This is a genomic window from Asaccharospora irregularis DSM 2635, assembly GCF_900129815.1.
GTDB lineage: Bacteria > Bacillota > Clostridia > Peptostreptococcales > Peptostreptococcaceae > Asaccharospora > Asaccharospora irregularis.
Genome location: NZ_FQWX01000006.1, coordinates 23,295 through 42,930, shown reverse-complemented (window position 1 = coordinate 42,930; position 19,636 = coordinate 23,295). Strand labels below are relative to the sequence as shown.

Below are 19,636 nucleotides of genomic sequence, written 5' to 3'. Positions count from 1 at the left end.
ATAAATATCCTCCTTAAGTAATTATATATTTATTTTCTAAATTTGATTTTATATTAATTAATATATACTTTTTTTAATTAATATATACTTTAAAATTTATCTTAATTCTAAAATATACATTACTATTGACTTAATTAAATTTTATTCTTGTATTTATTAACAAGAAACTTTAACCATTGTAGCTCTAATCACTTTATTTCCTAATTTGTATCCTTTTTGAAGAACCATTGTAACTTTGTTTGGCTCTACCCCTTCTACGCTCTCTTGCATTACTGCTAGATGTAGGTTAGGATCAAACTCTTGATTTTCAGCTTCTATTTCCTCTAGTCCATTTTTCTCAAGAGTGTCTTTTAGTTGCTTGTAAACAAGGTCCACACCTTTGTACATAGCATCTTCTTTATCTTCAAAAGATTCCAATGCTCTCTCCATGTTGTCTATAACCAATATTAATTCTTGCATTATTTTTTCATTTGCATACATACCTATAGTTTCTTTTTCTTGTTGTGTTCTTCTTCTATAGTTTGTATATTCTGCTTGAAGTCTAAGGTATTGATCATTCATCTGATCTAATTCCTCTTTTATTTTTTTTTCCTCTAATCTAGAATTAATATCTTCTACATTATCTTGTTTAGTGTTTTCCTTAGTATTTTCTTCTAACTCTTCTTTTTCTAATTCTTCTTTTCCCATATCTTCGTTAATTAAATCTTCCTTTTCTTCCTGATGTATATTTTTTTCATCCAAGATATTACACCCCTTGTCTATTTTTTATTTATCAATAAGCTCATATAATTAACAACTGAATAAACCTTAGAGTAATCCATTCTTGTTGGCCCTATAAAACTTATACGACCGACAAGTTCTTTGTCAATATTATATGTTGCTGTAACTATACTGCAATCTTGAGCTATTTCACAATCATTGTCACTTCCAATTGTTATATTTATGTTTTCCTTTTGGATTCCCTTAGACTTAATCATGTTGGCTACTACTTCTTTTTCTTCTAACATAGTTAAAAACGATCTAGCCTTTAGGACATCATTAAATTCGGGATAACTAAATATATTGGTAGCTCCACTTAAAGATAGTGATAATTCTTCCTGTGCCATATTCAGATTCAATGCATCGAGAAGTTGGTCTATAAATGTCGAATATTCACTTATCTCATATTTTATAAATGCAATTAATTTATCATCTAAGTCTGTTATAGCCTTTCCCGAAAGTTTTCTTGTAAGATTATCAGAAATTAAATTCAGCTTAGATTGATCTAAATAAACATTAGTACAAAGGTCTGCATTCTTTATATCACCTTTGTCGCTTACTACTATTAGCAAAACCTTATTATCACCAATACCAACTAATTGTATATGTCTTATGATGATTTGATTCGCTACGCTTTTTGTAACTGCTACTGTTGTGTAGTTAGTAAGTTGAGATAACAGCTTAGAAGTTTCGTGAATTAAGTCTTTTATATGAGTTACATTGTTGTTTATACATTGTTCAATAAGACTTTTTTCATTGTCTGTTAATTCACTCTTACTCATAAGTAAATCTACATATAGCTTATAACCTTTTTCAGATGGAACCCTACCAGCAGATGTATGCGGTTGTATAAGATATCCTAACTCTTCAAGATCCGCCATTTCATTTCTTATAGTAGCAGCACTAACTCCTAAATTATGTTTTTTAGATATTGTTCTAGAGCCTATAGCCTCAGCGGTTTCTATATAATCTTTAACTATAGCTTCGAGGATACTTAGTTTTCTATCATTCAACTCCATAGGTAATACCTCCTAGCTGTTATCACTCACTATATCCGAGTGCTAAAAAAGATTATATATATTATATATCATTATAAATATATTTTGTCAACAGTTTTATGTTAATCTATAAATTCAATAAATACACTATTTGATATTTCTCTTCCTCTTTGAGTTAGCTCTATACCTAATTCGCTTTCTTTTATTAGCTCTCTTAGTACTAATTCTTCTATTTTTTTATTATATTTACTTTTAAAGTCTATATTGAATTCTTTTTTAAAGTCATCGAATTTTATCCCTTCATTCATTCTAAGTCCCATAAATATTTTTTCTTCTATCTTATCTTTTGTATCAAGATTTTCGTTAGTTTTTATGGGAAGTTCATTTTTGGATAGTTTATCGTGATAACTTTGTAATGTTTCTTCATTGTTATATCTTTCATTGTATATATAACCAGAAGCTCCTGGACCAACTCCTATATAATGCTTGCACTTCCAATATAATATGTTGTGTTTACATTCATACCCCTTTTTTGAGTAGTTGGATATCTCATATTGATTATAACCCTTTGATTTTAGATAATTAATTGTGTAATTGTACATTTCAATATCTTTATCTTCATCTATAAGTTCAAATTCATTTCTTTCGTACATATTATAGAGTTCTGTTCCCTCTTCTAGTATAAGAGAGTACGCAGATATATGTGTAGGATTTAAACCAATAACTTTTTGTAGTGTTTCTTTCCATTCCTCTTCTCTTTGATTTGGAAGGCAATACATTAAATCTATATTTATATTTTTAAATCCAACATCAATTGCCTCTTTGTAGTTTTTTTCAAATTCACTATAAGTATGTATTCTTCCTATATATTTTAAATGGTAATCTTGAACAGCTTGAAGTCCAATGCTTAATCTATTTACTCCAACTGATTTCATAGTTTTTAATTTTTCTATGTTCAAAGTTCCTGGGTTACATTCCATTGTTATCTCCGCATCCTTGTCTATATTAAAACACTCTCTTATAGATTTAAATATCTCTACTATTTCATCACTACTAAGTATACTTGGCGTACCTCCACCCAAAAACACACTTGTTATAGTATTTTCCTGTCCGACTTTTTCTTTGTCCACTTCTCTTAATTTTTCTTTATAAAGCTTCATCTCTTTTTTTAGATTTTCTATGTATGTTTTCTTTGAAGCTTTATCCATCTTATACGAATTAAAATCACAGTAGTTACATTTTTTTACACAAAACGGAACATGTATATAAAGTCCTAGCATAAAATCACCTCCTATAGATATTTACCTTTAATTTATCATCTCTAACACAATTTTATTTAACTCATCCTTATTATTTAGTTCTGGATTTTCTATAACAATTTCCAATAATTTATCTAGTGTTTCTCCTATCTCTCTTCCTCTATTTACTCCAATCGAAATCAAATCTTTTCCATTTAGAGCCAAATCCTTTATCAGGAAACATTCTTTTTGTTGTATTATAATGTTTGCCCTTTTTTGGATATTTAATAAGTTTAGTGTTTCTGGATCTTCGTTTGATAAATTAGCCATCTTTAGCTTAATTAAATCTTCAAATAAAGTTAAATCTCCCAGCTTATTTAAGATTCTTTTTATAGATATTCTATCTAGTTCTATATTATAGTCTCTGTATTTTGATAATATTAAAACTCTATTTATTGTCTTGTTATCATATCTTAATCTTCTTAGAACATAGTGAGTACTATCTAATGACATATTTCTAAATAACATAGTAAGTTTTAGATGGAGATTGCTTTCAATATTATTTGTAAAAATAAGTATCTCGCTTAAATCATCACATATCTCTGGAATTATATACTCTAATAATCCAACTTTTTTTAGTAGATATAACTTTGATGAGTCAAATAATAATATTTTGTTTATTTCCGATTGTATCCTTTCTATAGATACTTCTTTTATTAAGGGACTCTTTTCTTTTATACTATTTATTGTAGTTTCTTCAATAGTAAAGTTTAATTGAGCTGAAAATCTAATAGCCCTTAACATTCTCAGGGCGTCTTCTTCAAACCTAATAGATGGATTTCCTACACACCTTATTAGTTTTTTATCTAGATCTTTGCACCCATCAAAAATATCTACAACCCCTTTTTTGGGGTTATAGGCCATAGCATTTATCGTGAAATCTCTTCTAGACAAGTCTTTATTTATACTCTCTGTGAACTTTACCGAATCAGGGTGCCTTCCATCGCTATATTCACCGTCTATTCTATATGTTGTGACCTCAAATGGGATATTATCCACCAATACAGTTACTGTTCCGTGCTTTATTCCTGTTGGAATAGTCTTTTCAAATATATTAATTATTTCATTAGGTGTTGCGTTAGTTGTTATATCCCAGTCGTTTGGTATTTTTCCAAGCAAACTATCTCTTACGCATCCTCCGACTATATACGCCTCATATCCGTTTAATTCCAAACATTCAATTATAGTTTCTACCTTTGTAGGTATATTTATATTAAACAATTATTATCATCTTCCTTTTATTTTATTGCTAAATTAACCTGTTGTAAGTTATAAATAGCCATAAGATGTATTTTTAATACCTCCTATGGCTACTTTAAATTATTATTCGTCTAATTTTAAAACAGACATAAATGCCTTTTGAGGAACTTCTACTGAACCTATTTGTCTCATACGTTTCTTTCCTTCTTTTTGTTTTTCAAGAAGTTTCTTCTTACGAGATATATCTCCTCCATAACACTTAGCAAGAACGTCTTTTCTTAGTGCGCTAATAGTCTCTCTAGCAACTATCTTATTTCCAACAGCAGCTTGTATTGGAACTGCGAATTGGTGTCTAGGTATCTCACCTTTTAATTTCTCACACATAGCTTTTCCTCTTGGGAATGCACGGCTTTCGTGTACTATGAAACTAAGTGCATCTACCTGTTCTTTGTTTATTAATACATCAAGTTTTACTAGCTTAGATGGAACATATCCTTTTACTTCATAATCTAGTGAACCATATCCTCTAGTTCTTGATTTTAATGCATCGAAAAAGTCATACACAACTTCATTAAGTGGAAGATCATAGTGTAGCATAACCCTTCTATCATCTATATACTCCATATTTAACATGTTTCCACGTCTTTCCTGACAAAGTTCCATTACAACTCCTACATAGTCCTTAGGAACGATTATATCACCTTTTACAATAGGTTCTTCTATCATATTTATCTCTGTTGTTTCTGGTAGATTTGCAGGGTTCTGTATCATTAATACTTCACCATCATTTTTAGTTACTCTATATATAACAGATGGTGCAGTTGTTATAATATCTAGATTAAATTCTCTTTCTAGTCGCTCTTGGATAATTTCCATATGTAAAAGCCCTAAAAATCCACATCTAAATCCAAATCCTAGTGCTGCTGAAGTCTCAGCTTCAAACTCAAGAGAAGCATCATTTACTTGTAATTTTTCAAGAGCATCCCTTACGTTCTCATACTTTTCTCCTTCTCCTGGATATATTCCACAATAAACCATAGGAGTGGCTTTTTTATACCCTGGCATTGCATCTTTTGTTGGATTATCAGCATCAGTGATTGTATCTCCAACCTGACAACTTCTTATATCTTTTATACTTGCTGCTATATATCCGACATCTCCTGCTGCTAATTCACTAAGTTCTAGTTGCCCTGGTGCCATAACACCAACTTCAGTTACTTCAAATTTTTTGTTGGTATTCATCATCTTTATTGTCATACCCTTTTTTACTGTTCCTTCGAACACTCTAACATATGCTACAACACCCTTGTAAGCATCATAATAAGAGTCAAATATAAGTGCTTTTAGAGGAGCCTCACTATCTCCCGTTGGAGCAGGTACATTTTTAACTATATCCTCTAATACATCTTCTATATTTATCCCGCTTTTTGCAGATATAAGTGGAGCTTCACTTGCGTCAAGACCTATTATATCTTCAATTTCACTTTTAATTTCATCCGGTCTTGCACTTGGAAGGTCTATCTTGTTTATAACCGGTAAAATCTCTAAGTCCTGATCTATTGCTAAATACACATTCGCTAGTGTTTGAGCTTCAACACCTTGGGCAGCATCTACAACTAGTAAAGCTCCCTCACATGCCGCCAAACTTCTAGAAACTTCATAGTTGAAATCCACATGTCCCGGTGTATCTATTAAATTTAAATAATATTCTTCTCCATCCTTAGCCTTGTATACTAGTCTTATATTTTGAAGTTTTATAGTTATTCCTCTTTCTCTTTCCAAATCCATATTATCTAATAACTGTTCCTTCATTTCTCTTTCACTGACAAGTCCTGTCTTTTGTATTAATCTATCGGCCAAGGTAGACTTTCCGTGGTCTATATGTGCTATTATACTAAAATTTCTGGTTCTGCTTTGTTTATTGCCCACCTGTTTTCCTCCTTTTTATTATTATCATAGCTATTATTTTATAATATATAGCCATTTATGTAAACAATAGTTATTTTAATAGGTAGACTTTTTTTACTAGTTTTGTATTTTATCTATAAGTTTTGTGTTTTACCTATAATATGTTTTGCCTATAAAACGAAGCAAGTATTTTGTCTAACCTTAAAATAGGGGTTTCTATTACAATATTACTTGTAATAGATAACCCCTATTATTTTTTATGTTATTTTGTAAAGCTCTCTTTTATCTTTTTAATATTATCTTCAATCTTTTCAATATTATCTTTGTTTAATATTTTACTTGTAGCTTTTCCTACTTCATCTAATCCCTTTTTCATAGATGGCTCTACACTTTTAAAAACCTCTTCTATTTTGTACTGATTCTTTCCAAGCATAGAGTTAGCCCTTCTATCTACTACAAACGCACATAACATTGTGTTTATTATCATAACAAATATAAAGATTACTCTTAATATATATTTGTATTTTCTTTTTTTAGAATTTCTCTTCTCTAGCTTATCTAGTCGACTCATTGTAGTCACCTATTGATAGTCTATTCATTTTGCATGAAGTACTCATCTAATATTTCTGCTATATACTTTGTAGTAGCTTTTGACTCTTCAATACTTGTAGCATTGTTACCTACTTCTATAAGCATATGATTCTTGGCAACAAACTGATTAAACTTTGCATAATCTTTTTCTATAACCTCACAAACTAAACCTGGGTATTTCTTTTGTCCAAATTTAGTTATATCATGTGCTAATTTTCTTATTTGATCTGCATTTTCATTTTTACCACCAACCACAAGGAAAAATTTAGCTACTCTTTCTCCATTTATAGTAGTAGTATATTTTTTATGATCTATTTCTTTTATTTTAGGATCTGATACATCCCTAGCATCTCTGTGAAGGTCTATAGCTATATCAATGCTGTTGTTTTGACTAACTATATTTTGTATCGTCTTTAGACTACTTGCATATGAGTTATTGTATGATGGGTAATCATGGTATTTAGTTGTATGTATTACGCCCCATCCTTTGTTAGTTAGCTGATCTGTTAGTAGTCTACCTACCTCCATAACAGAGTTCTTCTTATCTCTAGAGTGATAGTTCCCTTCTGGTGAATTAGAGTATGTTTCACAACCATGAGTATGGTATATAAGCAGTCTAGGTTTTTCCCTAGTCACTCTTATGTCATCTTTGTACTCTGATTTAGATTGTTCGACACTGTAATTTGAGGCTATATTAGGAATATTTTCTTCTCCTACATGAACCTTTATATATTCATTTTTATTTTTTTCATTTTTATTCGACTTTAAAACTTCAGTATTTTCGTTAGCATCTTTGTTTTTGTTAGGATCTTTATCATTATCTTGATTGTTGTCTTTTTTATCATTATCTACCTCTGGATAAGATGAATTTATCAAAAACTTAATAAAATTATCCTTGTCCATAGAGTAAGATTTACTTGGTAAAATACAAACTAACATACATACAATAGTCACTATACTAATGTATTTTTTTAACATATTTCTCCTCCTTATTCACTGTCCCTACCCGGATGTAAAGATCTATTTAAACCTTCACTTATTATTATTGATAAATTTTCAATAGTATCATCGATATCTTTCGGTGTTACTATTAAGTTTTTATCATATGGATCTAGCGAATCCTTTATTAATAAATATTTTTCTTCTTCTTTAAGTTGTTTTAAAACATTATAAAAACTTTCCGTTTCTTCTGATTGGGAAATTAGGTTGTCAATTGCTAAGTCTAAAACGTCATTTGCTAAAGTAGCTGCATCTACAACAGTCGGTACCCCTATAGCTACAACATCCACTCCTAAGTAATCTTTATTTAAAGCTTTTCTTTTGTTTCCTACTCCACCTCCTGGAGATATCCCTGCAGTAGAGATTTGTATAGTCGCATTTACCCTTTCCATTTTTCTAGAGGCCAATGCATCTATTGCTACAACCCTATCTGGTTTTATCTTGTCTACAATAGATTTGACAATTTCACTTGTTTCTATACCTGTAATCCCCATAACCCCTGGACTTAAACCTGCAACCTCTGTAAAGTCATCGTCATAGTCTTTGTTATAATTTTTGAATATATGTCTAGTCACCAGAGTTTTTGATACTGATTTTGGTCCTAAGGCATCAGATGTTATATTCCAATTCCCAAGGCCTATAACTAGTGTCTTTTTGGTCTTATCTGTTCCAAATATCTCGACCAGCTCATCTTTTAGATATTTTATTATCTGTTCTCTAGACTCATCATCGTCGAATTTCATTAAGTTGCTTTCTAGTGTCACATACTTGCCTATTCCTTTGCCCATTATTTCTGATCCTTTTTCATCTATAATCTCAACTTTTGTTACTATGCAATTTTCTAATTCCTTAGTTTCCATCTCAACACCCGGAATATTACTATTCTTTTCACTTTCCTCGTATATCTCTCTTGCTTCTAATGCTAAATCTGTTCTTATATTATTGTTCATATTAACCTCCAAACATAAACTAAATGGTATCTATAAGTTTTAACAGATTTTAGTATTTTATAACAAAAAAATATAATTTTACGAGTTTTTGAATATTTAACTTTAATCTTGTAAATTATTTTTATATAGGTTATAATCTTAAAAGTCAAAAAGAATAAGATATTATAAAGTTATAAAAAATCTTCCTTAAATTTTTATTAAGGATGAATTTTTTTAAAATGCATGTACATAAATTATATTTATTGATGAAATTATAGAGAATATAATTTCATATGCATTATAAATAATTATCCTTGATTTTTAGATTTATTTCTGATAAAATCTAATATGTTGACGATGAATATAATAAAAAATACACAAGGGGGTGAACACGGTGGCAAACATAAAATCAGCTAAGAAAAGAATAAGCGTTATTGAGAAAAAAACTGCTTTAAACAGAGCTAGAAAATCTCAAATAAAAACTGCTATAAGAAGATTCGAAGAAGCTGTTGTAGCTGGAAATAAAGAAGAGGCCGTTGCTAAATTCCAATACGCTCAGAAGAGAATATACCAAGTAGCTTCTAAAGGAACTATACACAAGAACGCTGCAGCTAGAAAAGTAGCTAAATTAGCTCAAAAATTAAACGGAATGAACGCTTAATTAACCGTTTATTTTACTTAAAAGAGATAATAACCCTTGTTTTCAAGGGTTTTTTATTGTTTCAAAATAACCAAAAAATCTTAGTATAGAATTATCTCTACTAAGATTTTTTATTAAAAACTTTTATTAATTTTTATTGAAATTTATTTAATTTTATTAATTTTTATTGAAATTCATCATTTTTTATTGTTTTTATAACTTCTCTACTATCTTTTGCAGTACTTACTCACCAATATTTCTACAGCTAAGTTCTCTTTTATCAATCCATTTTTTATTTTATAGTCACTCTCTATTATAAAATTTAGTATATCTATTATAATTTCATCCGAAAAATTATTAGCCTGATTAAGTGCCTTGCCTACTACATATGCATTCATTTTTAATTTTTCTGCTATAGATTGCCTCGAGTACCCTTGTAGTTGTAGTTGTCTAACCTGCATAATAATTCTAAACTGTCTAGCAATCATTGAAAATATCCCAAAAACAGATTCTCCTTCTTGCAACATATCGTTTAGTATTTTCATTGCACCTGATACTTGTCTCTGTCCTATATAATCTATAAGCTTAAAAATATCATTTTCTACTTTGTTTTGTGATAATTTATCTATAAAATATTTAGTGACTTTATTTTGTTTTCCAACAAAATCGCTTATTTTCTTTATTTCATTTTCTAAATCAACTAAAGTCTTTTCACTACTTTTGTCTTTATATCCTTGTACTTCTATAAAGTGCATTATCTCTGAATTTTCTATAAAAACTTCATTTAGAGCAAATCTTTTTTTTACCCATTTAAATAAATCCATATCAGACAACTTAGCACAATTAAATACTAGTCCATTTTTTTGGATTTTCTTGACTAAAGACTTTCTCTTGTCTATTTCTCCATACACAACAAATACTAATACAGTAGTATCTGGAGTATTATCCAAATGACTTATAAGATATTTTTCATCGCTATCACTAAAATTCTTTTTCTTGCCTTTTAGAAGTTCAAAGTCCTTTATTATTACTATTTTCTTTTCATCCATAAATGGAAGTGTCTCTATAGAGCTTATAACCTTATCCAGTACTGTTTCCTGCCCATCTATAACCTCTAGGTTGAAATCTATCATAGTGTCGTTTAAACTCTCTTTAAACAGGTTTATCGCATTATCAATAAGATAGAATTCTTGTCCATAGAAAAGATACATCTTTTCTAGTTTTTTTTCCTTAATATTCTTTATAATATCCCTGTAATCCATTTTCTTGCTCCTTAATAACACTCAATTCTTTGTAGATCATATATAAAAATATTAATATGTAGTATATAAATACATAATACTTACATGGTTCTTCTATCTCAACATAAGCAAAGTTCAAATCACTTGTTTTGTTTAACAAAAAATATATACTATTAATTATTGTCTTGTTTAAATAAGCTACAAATTTTGATATTTCTATATTTATTTTAAATAACATTACACTTACTATACTTAAATAGATTATAATTCCTATAAATGGAACTACTATCATATTACTAATAATTGATATCAAAGATATCCCTTTAAAATTATAATACATTATTGGTAATGTTAATATATTTGCTGACAAAGTTACTGAAATTAATTTTACTTTTATTATATTATTTATGTATGTATAAAAATATATTATAGACATCGTTGAAAGAAAAGATAATTGAAAGCTTATACTGTATATAATGTAGGGATTGTCTAGAACCAAAAATGTACCTATTAGTGATAAGGTCGACATACCATCCCTTTTTTTGTCAAAAAATACTGACAAGTAGAGAACTGTTATAAAAGCTATAGATCTAACAATCGATGGTGATCCACCCACCATTATACAATACAAAAATATAAAAATAAACAAAACTACAAGCTTATAGAATCTATTAATTCCACCTATTACAAATGTTATCAACACACAGAGTATCCCCGTATGAAGCCCAGATATAGCAATAATATGGCTAGTTCCAGTTCTTTGAAACATATCTTTTTCTTCATCCGTTAAGTTTTCTTTTTCTCCTAATAGTATCGAATTAATAAAATCAGAATTATTTTTATATAAATATCTATACGTCTCTCTTAAATATACTTTTATATTTCCAAGGTATCTATATATAAAATTACTTCCTATTATATCATACTTCTGTATATATATTATACCATTATATCCCCTACTTTTTATATATCTTCCATAGTCAAAATCTTCATACTTCATTTTATCTAAGCTTTTAAATTTCCCCTGAATGCTGAGTTTATCTCCTATTTCTAACTTTTTCCTTCTCGTATAGTCTCTCACTAAAAATTTGTCTACTTCATACTCATCATACACTTTCTTTTCAATTTTATTTTTGACAATTCCCTCTATCATTACTACTTCATTATCAAACGAGCCTTCTAATGGCTTCTTTTCTGTATATATAAATGTAAGAAATATTAAAATAACAAATACTCCTAGCAGTGGTCTTCTCATTTTTCCTCCTATTTTTAAGATATCCTTTATATACATTATTTTCAAATGATGATTTTTTAATCAAATCATAAAAAAGCATAAAAAAACATGGAGAATAATTTCAAAAAAATTATTCTCCATGTTTAAAGTGTATTTTATTTTAGACGTTTATACGTATTCATTTATATAGTTAACCTTTTTTGTAAATATAGACTTTAGTAAATCAATAACATCTTGTTTTATATCATCTATACATATATTGTTTAAAAACAAAGCTTCTTCGATATCTATATAAGAAAATGCCAGCTGAGTAAATGTATTTATATTAAAAGAAATATCACTTTTCCCCTCAACTTTGTTAACTAATACCTTACCATCTCGAATTTCAATTTTAAATACACCGTCATTTTCATTTATAAAATTATCTTCTATACATATGTTGATAGATGCATTTAACTCTTTCGGAACATCTAAGCTTTCAAGGTATCCTTTTAAATTTATTATTCTGCCCATCATAAAAGGTTTTATTTTTACATCAGTAGTCTTAGGATTTTCTAGTGTAAATCTTATCTTATCATCTAATGGAGATGTTATTGTAACTGTTTTTAATTGAGTGTTGTGATTGTATATAAACTTCATCATAGACTTTAGAGAATTCATGTTTTTGTAATACAACTCTCTTACAAACATATTATCCCCATTTAAAAAGTATATAATATATCCTTCGTATCCTTTATCTTCGTGAATATAAATATGTCCACCTTCACTTTTTATCTCTTCAAACAAAACTTTATAATACTCTTCATCTCTAAGCACATTTCCATTTACATTTTTTAGAAACTCATTGTGTATATCTATCAAACTACCTATATGAGAATCATTTACCTTGTGCATTCTCCCACTTATCTTTAATTTTCCTAAATCATTTATATCAATATTGTATTCAAGTTGGTCGTAACAATGCTCATAACCATACCTTCTATAAAGCCTATAATCTATAGGCATTAATATAGACACCAACTGACCTTTTTTATACAATTCTTCTAGGGTAAATTCCATTATATGTTTCATATATCCTCTTCCTCTTACCTCAGGAAAAGTTGATACCCCAACTACATAGGATGTATCATAAACTTTATTGTTCAAGTTTATTTTGTACTGATTTAGCTGTAGGGATGAAACAATTTCATCGTCTTCATTTACCACAACAGTGTTTCCTCTACTGTACTTATGCTTAAAATAATAGTCCATAAATACAGGCGTATCATTAAAACAGTATTTCCATATTTCCTTTATAGTCTTCGTATCTTTTTCTTTAGCATATCTTATCTTCACCCTATAACCCCCTAACAGTATATTTTTCAACGAATCTACATGGATGATAAGAAAGTTTTGCCTTTCTAAGACCTTCTATTCCTAAGTCTTCCTCTCTATTTACAAATTCAACATCTGCAAATTCTTTTACTAAAAACTGTTGATTTATAAGAGGATAAAGCCCTCTTATTTCTGGATTTGCCTTTTCTATATGAATTAGTGCCATATTTTCATTTAAAAATTCACCTATGGAAAATGCTTCTAATTTTCCATCTATATATATCCCAAATACTTTTACTCTATCTTTTAATATATCATAATTATTGAATATTTTTTTTATAGCAACAAGTTCATCATCCATTCCTTCATCGAAACTATCGTGTTCTTCCTTGTTAATTGTCCAATCCTTCATCAATTTTAAACATTCATCAAAGTTTTCCTTATCTAATAGCTTGTATTCAAATCTTCCATCATACTCTTTTAGAAAATAGTTTATATGGTTTCTTTTTTTCTGGTTTTTCCTACCGGCTAAAGTTCTCAAACTTTCTGCATCATATATATAATCAAATAAATCTCTTTCCTCTATATACTCAAATTTACCTGGATGTGTTTCATTTAGAACATCTATGATTTCCTTAGTAATACCTCTTAAGTATACCTTTTTGTTGATGTTTTTAAAATAATCTATAACAAAATCAATTACCTCTGGCAATCTTTCCTTAGTAGCAAGCGGTAGTATAGAGAAACTATTTCCCTCATACTCACCAACTAAAACAGCAAAGTCATCCCCTATATAATATCCTGTTTTGTAAACATGTTGCCACATATATAAGGTGGTAAAGCAGTACTCACAGGCCTCATAATCTACCATATCAAAATATGGATCTAGCTCCTTTTTTGAATTTATGTCAATATTTTTGAAAAGCATAATATCCTCCTATCATTAATTACCGTCATATGTTTTGATAAATCAGTAATACCTTATCGATTACATACCAAAATCAAACCTTCTACCCAATATTATATTTAAGTATTAAATATTTATTTAAAATCTATTTTTATTGATTAAATATTTATTTGTTGTTTAAAATACTAATGTAGTATAATCCAATTTTATAATTATACTCCACTTATTTTATATTACCCATATTTTCCTTAGGTAAACATATTTTATATTCCCCATATTTTCCTTATATAAACATATAAATGAACGGAGAGATTTTTAAGTTGAAAAAAAAAGTTTTTTTATCAATAATAATTATAATATCATTTTTAACTGGTTGTAACAAAGATCACCTATTATCTATACATATAATAGATGTAGGACAAGGCGATAGCATTTTGATACAAACTCCCAACAAAAAAAATATATTAGTAGATGGCGGTGATGAAGATGCACAGCATATAGTCAAAAACTACTTGAAAAGAAAAAAGGTCAAATCATTAGATATCATAATAGCAACCCACCCAGACACTGATCATATAGGTAGTCTTGATTATATCGTTGAAAACTTCAGTGTAAAATCAATATATATGCCAGAACAATCTGTAGATAGCGAGTCTTACATAAACCTTGTAAATTCATGCAATTCAAAAAAACTTACACCAGAGTATCTATATAAAGGAGACAATATTAATATTGAAAAAAATATAGATATTAATGTACTCAGCCCATCATATATACAAGGAGATAATAATTTAAATTCTATAGTATTCACATTAGATTTCAATCAAAATTCATTTTTGTTTACTGGAGATGCAGAAGAAGAAAACGAGTCAGATATCATAAATTCATTTGATTTAGATTATGTGGACTTTTTAAAAGTAGGGCACCACGGTAGTAATTCATCAACTACAGATGAATTTATAAAAGAAACTTCTCCCGATGTAGCAGCTATATCCTGCGGCTATAAAAACTCATACGGACATCCTCACAAACAAACTTTAGAAAATCTATCTAAACACTCTGTGTTGACTTATAGAACCGATCAGATAGGTGATATAGTTTTTTTTAGCGATGGACAAACTATCTTTACCAAAAAGAACTATAAGCATCAATAATCATAAAAATAGAGTAAAATATACTGTAAATGTATAATTTTACTCTATTTTTATGATTTCACTCTGTTTTTCTAATCTTGTTCACCTATCAGATCTCTAACTACCTCAGATGCTATTATAAGCCCACCAACAGACGGTACAAAAGATATACTTCCTGGAGTAACCTTTTTACCACTTAAAATCTTTTCTTTTAATTCCACTGGTTGCTCAGTAGAATAAACTACTTTTAATTTTTTTATCTTTCTATCTCTTAGCTCTTTTCTCATAACCTTAGCAAGAGGGCAGGTGTTAGTCTTGTGTATATCTGTAACTACAATTTTTGTTGGATCTAACTTGTTTCCCATACCCATAGAGCTTATTATTCTTAGCCCTTTAGACTTACAAGTCTCTATCAAATGTATTTTTGATGTAACCATATCTATAGCATCTATAACATAGTCGTAATTCTCAATTAGTATACTCTCACTTGTATCCTTATTGTATAAATTTTTTACCTTCTTTATATTTATATCTGGGTTTATATCCAAGATTCTTTCTTCCATAACATCAACTTTATACTTACCTACTGTCGAGTGTAATGCAGGAATCTGCCTGTTTATATTGGTTATATCTACAGTGTCAAAGTCTACTATAGTAATATTGCCAATTCCAGCCCTAGCCAATGCTTCAGCTGCAAAACTACCTACACCACCGACTCCAAATATTATGACATTAGAGCTGTTTAATTTATCTAAGGCTTCTTGTCCTATTATAAGTCCTGTTCTCGTCGTAAAATTTTTTCCCATTATATTCTCCTTTAAATATCTTCTTAATTAATATAAGACACTTAACCCACTATTTATCTATAGGGTAAGTTTATTTTATACGAAATTATAACTATTATAACTTAAAAATAATTTTGGCTCTATTATCTGTTTACCGTAAAAAAAAAGAACTTATAAAAGTTCATTTTTTACGTATTGGCGGGAGTGCGTGGGAATCGAACCCACCTAAGAAGCTCCTAACCCCTCATACTAGTTTTGAAGACTAGAGGGCACACCAGCACCCATCCACCCCCATATAATTTTCTTTATATAGTACTTTTTTATAATATCACATCATTTAACAATTTGCAACAACTTTATAGATAGATTTAATATTACCTTAAATTTCAAATAGTTTTTTTCTATACACAATCGTATAGAAAAAAACTATTTTTATTTTAATCTTATATATTTTTTATGGTTTAATAGAATACTACGAAACTATATATATATCTATAGTTCTTCTTCCCCAACCAGGTACTTTTGATGAGTCTTCCATGAATATATCTATTTTATTTCCTTTTATGGCTCCTCCACAGTCTTCTGCTATAAAAGTTTTATTAAACTGTGGTATATAAACCTTTGTTCCATACGGTATAACACTAGGGTCAACCGCTATAACTCCCCATCTTGGTTTAGTACCTGTAGATGTTATAGAGTCTCCACTATACGCAGTAGCTACAACACTCATATGTCTTCCTCTTTTATCAGTTGAAGATTGAGATGTAGTTGATTTGCTTCTTGTACTTGTTCCCCTTGAAACACTAGCTACTAACTCTACTTTAGTTCCCTTTTTTACAACTTTCCCAACAGGATTTTCTAGTACAACTTCTTTTACAAACTTTTCATCTACTTTTTTCCCATTATGATAAGTTCTCTTATAAGTTAATTCCTTCGTTCCTTTTTTTCCTTCTTTTTCTACTTCAGTAGTTCCCTTTAATAGACTACTATCTTCTTCAACACTTACCTCAAATGGAATCTCTTCAGATTTTTTTACCGTCTCTTCTCTCACTTCTATTACTTCTATCTTCATTCCATCTGATAATTTATCATTTAAACCTACATTAATTATATCGTTTCCATCATAACTAACACCTTGTTCCTCTAAAAAGTCCTCTACATTTAACTTGTGTGTAGATACAACTTCTTCTTTACCCTTATTTATTAACGTAACATCTTTGTCTAATACAAAGTATCCACATGATAAAAATCCAACTGATAATAGGCCAACCAGGGCCGAGACCTTTTTTATGTTTTTGTCTTTTAAATTCATATTCTTTTTTTCCTCCTAATATTATTCAAAACTATATCTAAACTTTAGAGTGATGTTTTCCCCATTTTTCCGTAACAATATTGTAACTATTTCAAAACCATCTGTCAAATTGACAAAAAACAAAAAATGTGCATATCTAGTATTTTCAACTAGTTAAGCACATTTTATTATTGTTACAATTCTGTTATATTTGGTATTTGCCAATCAATAGTTTTTTTATCTAAATCTAGGAGGATCTCGTTTATTTTTGAAAAGTGCTTACAACCAAAAAATCCTCTGGATGCTGATAGGGGACTTGGGTGTGGAGCATACAATATATAGTGTCTATTTTTATCTATAAGTTCCATCTTTTTCTTAGCATTATTGCCCCATAGTACAAATATAACAGGGTCTTCTCTATCATTTAATATTGATATAATTTTATCTGTAAATGTTTCCCATCCTTTATTTCTATGTGAGTTAGCTTCGTGGGCCCTGACAGTTAAAGCAGTATTTAATAAAAGCACCCCTTGTTCTGCCCAAGGTACAAGGTATCCGTTATTTGGTATAAAACATCCAATATCCTGTTTTAATTCTTTGTAAATATTAAGAAGTGATGGTGGTATTTTGACATTTGGCTTAACTGAAAATGCTAAGCCATGTGCCTGTCCATCTCCATGATATGGATCTTGACCCAAAATAAGAATTTTAGTATCCTTATAAGATGTATATTTTAATGCCGAAAATATATTGTACATGTCCGGAAAAACAGTGCTAGATTTATATTCATCTATAAGAAACTTTCTGAGATTTATATAGTATTTCTTCTCAAACTCACCTTTTAGCAACTCATCCCAATCATTTCCTAAACTAACCATATTATCACCTACTCTAATTTATTTTTATAATCTTTACTGAGATATTATATCTTCATGACTATCTTTTTTATCAGTTTTTATTTTTATAGTTACTTTATTTGGTATACAAACTATACTTTGACTCGGTTTGTTTATAAAACCCGTATGAACACAGACTTTATCTGGGCAAGATGCTTCTACCATTTCAACCCCTTTGTCATGTACCCTAACTATATTATACCCATTTTTACCTTTTATCTTAAATTCTACTTCATCATTAATATCAATAGCCTTATATAATTTATTATTTACATAAACCTCTACACTGGTACCTTTTTTAGAGTTTACGATTAAATTTACTAAATAAAAACCCAAGATAGCGACTAATACTACTATAATAAGTTTTAAGTCTTTTTTCTGCATTTTATAACCTCCATTAATCCGACCTATATTAAATTATGTTATAATTAAATATAACATAGTTTAGCGGAGGAAGCATTATGAACAAGAAAAAACCAATATTAGTTTTTACTATAATTATTTTGTGCCTAATTTTCTTAGGTTTTTTCAGAACTTATAGCAAAGTTCCTGAGCAATCTAAAACTTTCTATTCTTTAGGGACTGTAAGCGAGATTACATTACTTGATTTCAAAAAATCTGCTGGAGAGAAAGTCTTAGATAACTGCGATAAAATTCTAAGAGATATTGATAATAAAATGAGTGTACATATCCCTGGGAGCGATGTTTCAAAAATAAATGAAAATGCTGGTAAAAATTTTGTCAAAGTCTCAAAAGATACTTTTACAGTAATTGAAGCATCTATTAAGTATTCAAAACTTTCAAAAGGTAATTTTGATGTGACAATAGGACCTATGTCTAATTTATGGGGCATTGGAACGGATAGTGCAAAAGTTCCTTCAAAAAGTGAAATAGATAATATTTTAAATCTAATCGATTATAAAGATATTGTCTTAGATAAAAATAATTGTTCTGTCAAACTAGCTAGGGCTGGTATGAAAATAGATTTAGGAGCAATTGCAAAAGGGTACGCGGCTGATAAGCTTGCAATATACCTTAAATCAAACGGTGTAGATAGTGCTATTCTAAGCCTAGGTGGTAATATATATACACTTGGATTTAAAAATAATAACGAACCTTTTAGGGTTGGAATTCAAGATCCCCAACTTTCTAGAGGAAATTCTATAGGTAACATAGAGGTATCCAATAAATCAATAGTTACATCTGGTGTGTATGAAAGATATATAAAGAAAAATAATAAAATATATCATCATATGATCAACCCTTTTAATGGTTATCCTTTTGAAAACGAACTAAATAGCGTGACAATTATTTCTGATAAATCTATAAACTGTGACGCCCTATCAACTTCCGCATTTGGACTTGGACTTGATGAGGGACTAAAAATGATTGAGGGTATAGAAAATGTAGATGCCATATTTATAACAAAGGACAACAAAATATATCTTACTAATAATATTAAAAATAGCTTCGATCTTACTGATGATAATTTTTATATAGCCAATTAAAAAAA

Annotated in this window: 19 protein-coding genes and 1 tRNA gene; 3 read left to right on the top strand and 17 right to left on the bottom strand. The window is 29.1% G+C overall.

Annotated features, from left to right (window positions below; translation table 11 throughout):
* Positions 1–156: 156 nt before the first annotated feature.
* The 8 genes from grpE to gpr all read right to left on the bottom strand — a co-directional run bounded on the left by grpE (position 157) and on the right by gpr (position 8,703).
* The gene (grpE, locus tag BUB34_RS04255) at positions 157–741 is read right to left on the bottom strand and encodes a nucleotide exchange factor GrpE (RefSeq protein WP_073124585.1); all 585 of its coding nucleotides are present in this window, start codon (positions 739–741) and stop codon (positions 157–159) included.
* Between the two features lie 17 nt (positions 742–758).
* Positions 759–1,778: a heat-inducible transcriptional repressor HrcA gene (gene hrcA, locus BUB34_RS04250; RefSeq protein ID WP_073124583.1), complete on the bottom strand. Its 1,020-nt coding sequence runs from the start codon at positions 1,776–1,778 to the stop codon at positions 759–761.
* Positions 1,779–1,879: 101 nt separating this feature from the next.
* Positions 1,880–3,037, bottom strand: a complete 1,158-nt coding sequence (gene hemW / locus BUB34_RS04245; RefSeq protein WP_073124581.1) for a radical SAM family heme chaperone HemW — start codon at positions 3,035–3,037, stop codon at positions 1,880–1,882.
* Between the two features lie 27 nt (positions 3,038–3,064).
* Positions 3,065–4,276: a CCA tRNA nucleotidyltransferase gene (locus BUB34_RS04240; protein ID WP_073124579.1), complete on the bottom strand. Its 1,212-nt coding sequence runs from the start codon at positions 4,274–4,276 to the stop codon at positions 3,065–3,067.
* A 102-nt stretch (positions 4,277–4,378) separates the two neighbouring features.
* The gene (gene lepA, locus BUB34_RS04235; protein ID WP_073124576.1) at positions 4,379–6,184 is read right to left on the bottom strand and encodes a translation elongation factor 4; all 1,806 of its coding nucleotides are present in this window, start codon (positions 6,182–6,184) and stop codon (positions 4,379–4,381) included.
* 241 nt (positions 6,185–6,425) lie between these two features.
* Positions 6,426–6,734, bottom strand: a complete 309-nt coding sequence (locus tag BUB34_RS04230) for a hypothetical protein (protein WP_073124573.1) — start codon at positions 6,732–6,734, stop codon at positions 6,426–6,428.
* A 20-nt stretch (positions 6,735–6,754) separates the two neighbouring features.
* A complete protein-coding gene (gene spoIIP, locus BUB34_RS04225) occupies positions 6,755–7,732 on the bottom strand; it encodes a stage II sporulation protein P (protein WP_073124571.1) in 978 nt (325 codons plus the stop codon).
* 11 nt (positions 7,733–7,743) lie between these two features.
* Entirely contained in the window at positions 7,744–8,703 is a 960-nt protein-coding gene (gene gpr / locus BUB34_RS04220; protein ID WP_073124568.1) for a GPR endopeptidase, read from the bottom strand.
* Between the two features lie 373 nt (positions 8,704–9,076).
* Between gpr and rpsT the strand changes: the two genes are divergently transcribed.
* Positions 9,077–9,343, top strand: a complete 267-nt coding sequence (gene rpsT / locus BUB34_RS04215; protein WP_073124566.1) for a 30S ribosomal protein S20 — start codon at positions 9,077–9,079, stop codon at positions 9,341–9,343.
* 206 nt (positions 9,344–9,549) lie between these two features.
* On the opposite strand, the gene holA is transcribed toward rpsT, so the two are convergent.
* The 4 genes from holA to BUB34_RS04195 all read right to left on the bottom strand — a co-directional run bounded on the left by holA (position 9,550) and on the right by BUB34_RS04195 (position 14,039).
* A complete protein-coding gene (holA, locus tag BUB34_RS04210) occupies positions 9,550–10,584 on the bottom strand; it encodes a DNA polymerase III subunit delta (RefSeq protein WP_073124564.1) in 1,035 nt (344 codons plus the stop codon).
* Complete coding sequence (locus BUB34_RS04205) at positions 10,553–11,818, bottom strand: ComEC/Rec2 family competence protein (RefSeq protein WP_073124561.1); 1,266 nt, start codon at positions 11,816–11,818, stop codon at positions 10,553–10,555. The genes holA and BUB34_RS04205 overlap by 32 nt, the downstream gene beginning before the upstream one ends.
* A 147-nt stretch (positions 11,819–11,965) precedes the next feature.
* Positions 11,966–13,132 (bottom strand): GNAT family N-acetyltransferase, encoded by a 1,167-nt coding sequence (locus tag BUB34_RS04200; RefSeq protein ID WP_073124558.1) that lies wholly within the window; start codon positions 13,130–13,132, stop codon positions 11,966–11,968.
* A gap of 1 nt (position 13,133) precedes the next feature.
* Positions 13,134–14,039, bottom strand: coding sequence for a DUF2156 domain-containing protein (locus BUB34_RS04195; RefSeq protein WP_073124555.1), 906 nt, complete (start codon positions 14,037–14,039; stop codon positions 13,134–13,136).
* A 299-nt stretch (positions 14,040–14,338) separates the two neighbouring features.
* On the opposite strand from BUB34_RS04195, the gene BUB34_RS04190 reads away from it, so the two are divergent.
* Complete coding sequence (locus BUB34_RS04190) at positions 14,339–15,172, top strand: ComEC/Rec2 family competence protein (RefSeq protein ID WP_073124552.1); 834 nt, start codon at positions 14,339–14,341, stop codon at positions 15,170–15,172.
* 71 nt (positions 15,173–15,243) lie between these two features.
* Here the strand turns inward: BUB34_RS04190 and BUB34_RS04185 are convergent, their stop codons facing one another.
* The 5 genes from BUB34_RS04185 to BUB34_RS04170 form a co-directional block, all read right to left on the bottom strand.
* Complete coding sequence (locus BUB34_RS04185) at positions 15,244–15,957, bottom strand: tRNA threonylcarbamoyladenosine dehydratase (protein WP_073124550.1); 714 nt, start codon at positions 15,955–15,957, stop codon at positions 15,244–15,246.
* Between the two features lie 175 nt (positions 15,958–16,132).
* A tRNA-Sec gene (locus tag BUB34_RS13210) sits at positions 16,133–16,229 on the bottom strand.
* A 179-nt stretch (positions 16,230–16,408) separates the two neighbouring features.
* On the bottom strand, positions 16,409–17,248 hold the full coding sequence (locus BUB34_RS04180; protein ID WP_073124548.1) for a 3D domain-containing protein: 840 nt from the start codon (positions 17,246–17,248) through the stop codon (positions 16,409–16,411).
* 173 nt (positions 17,249–17,421) lie between these two features.
* The gene (locus BUB34_RS04175; RefSeq protein ID WP_073124546.1) at positions 17,422–18,105 is read right to left on the bottom strand and encodes a uracil-DNA glycosylase; all 684 of its coding nucleotides are present in this window, start codon (positions 18,103–18,105) and stop codon (positions 17,422–17,424) included.
* Positions 18,106–18,138: 33 nt separating this feature from the next.
* Positions 18,139–18,507: a NusG domain II-containing protein gene (locus BUB34_RS04170; protein ID WP_073124544.1), complete on the bottom strand. Its 369-nt coding sequence runs from the start codon at positions 18,505–18,507 to the stop codon at positions 18,139–18,141.
* Positions 18,508–18,584: 77 nt separating this feature from the next.
* Between BUB34_RS04170 and BUB34_RS04165 the strand changes: the two genes are divergently transcribed.
* Positions 18,585–19,631 carry an FAD:protein FMN transferase gene (locus tag BUB34_RS04165; RefSeq protein ID WP_073124542.1) on the top strand — a complete coding sequence of 349 codons (1,047 nt, stop codon included), beginning with the start codon at positions 18,585–18,587 and terminating at the stop codon, positions 19,629–19,631.
* Positions 19,632–19,636 lie beyond the last annotated feature (5 nt).

Coding starts and splice junctions, on each gene's coding strand:
- hrcA (WP_073124583.1), bottom strand. CDS start 1,778: ATGGAGTTGAATGATAGAAAACTAAGTATCCTCGAAGCTATAGTTAAA.
- gpr (WP_073124568.1), bottom strand. CDS start 8,703: ATGAACAATAATATAAGAACAGATTTAGCATTAGAAGCAAGAGAGATA.
- BUB34_RS04195 (WP_073124555.1), bottom strand. CDS start 14,039: ATGCTTTTCAAAAATATTGACATAAATTCAAAAAAGGAGCTAGATCCA.
- BUB34_RS04230 (WP_073124573.1), bottom strand. CDS start 6,734: ATGAGTCGACTAGATAAGCTAGAGAAGAGAAATTCTAAAAAAAGAAAA.
- BUB34_RS04185 (WP_073124550.1), bottom strand. CDS start 15,957: ATGGGAAAAAATTTTACGACGAGAACAGGACTTATAATAGGACAAGAA.
- BUB34_RS04205 (WP_073124561.1), bottom strand. CDS start 11,818: ATGAGAAGACCACTGCTAGGAGTATTTGTTATTTTAATATTTCTTACA.
- BUB34_RS04175 (WP_073124546.1), bottom strand. CDS start 18,105: ATGGTTAGTTTAGGAAATGATTGGGATGAGTTGCTAAAAGGTGAGTTT.
- BUB34_RS04180 (WP_073124548.1), bottom strand. CDS start 17,248: ATGAATTTAAAAGACAAAAACATAAAAAAGGTCTCGGCCCTGGTTGGC.
- BUB34_RS04165 (WP_073124542.1), top strand. CDS start 18,585: ATGAACAAGAAAAAACCAATATTAGTTTTTACTATAATTATTTTGTGC.
- spoIIP (WP_073124571.1), bottom strand. CDS start 7,732: ATGTTAAAAAAATACATTAGTATAGTGACTATTGTATGTATGTTAGTT.
- BUB34_RS04170 (WP_073124544.1), bottom strand. CDS start 18,507: ATGCAGAAAAAAGACTTAAAACTTATTATAGTAGTATTAGTCGCTATC.
- holA (WP_073124564.1), bottom strand. CDS start 10,584: ATGGATTACAGGGATATTATAAAGAATATTAAGGAAAAAAAACTAGAA.
- hemW (WP_073124581.1), bottom strand. CDS start 3,037: ATGCTAGGACTTTATATACATGTTCCGTTTTGTGTAAAAAAATGTAAC.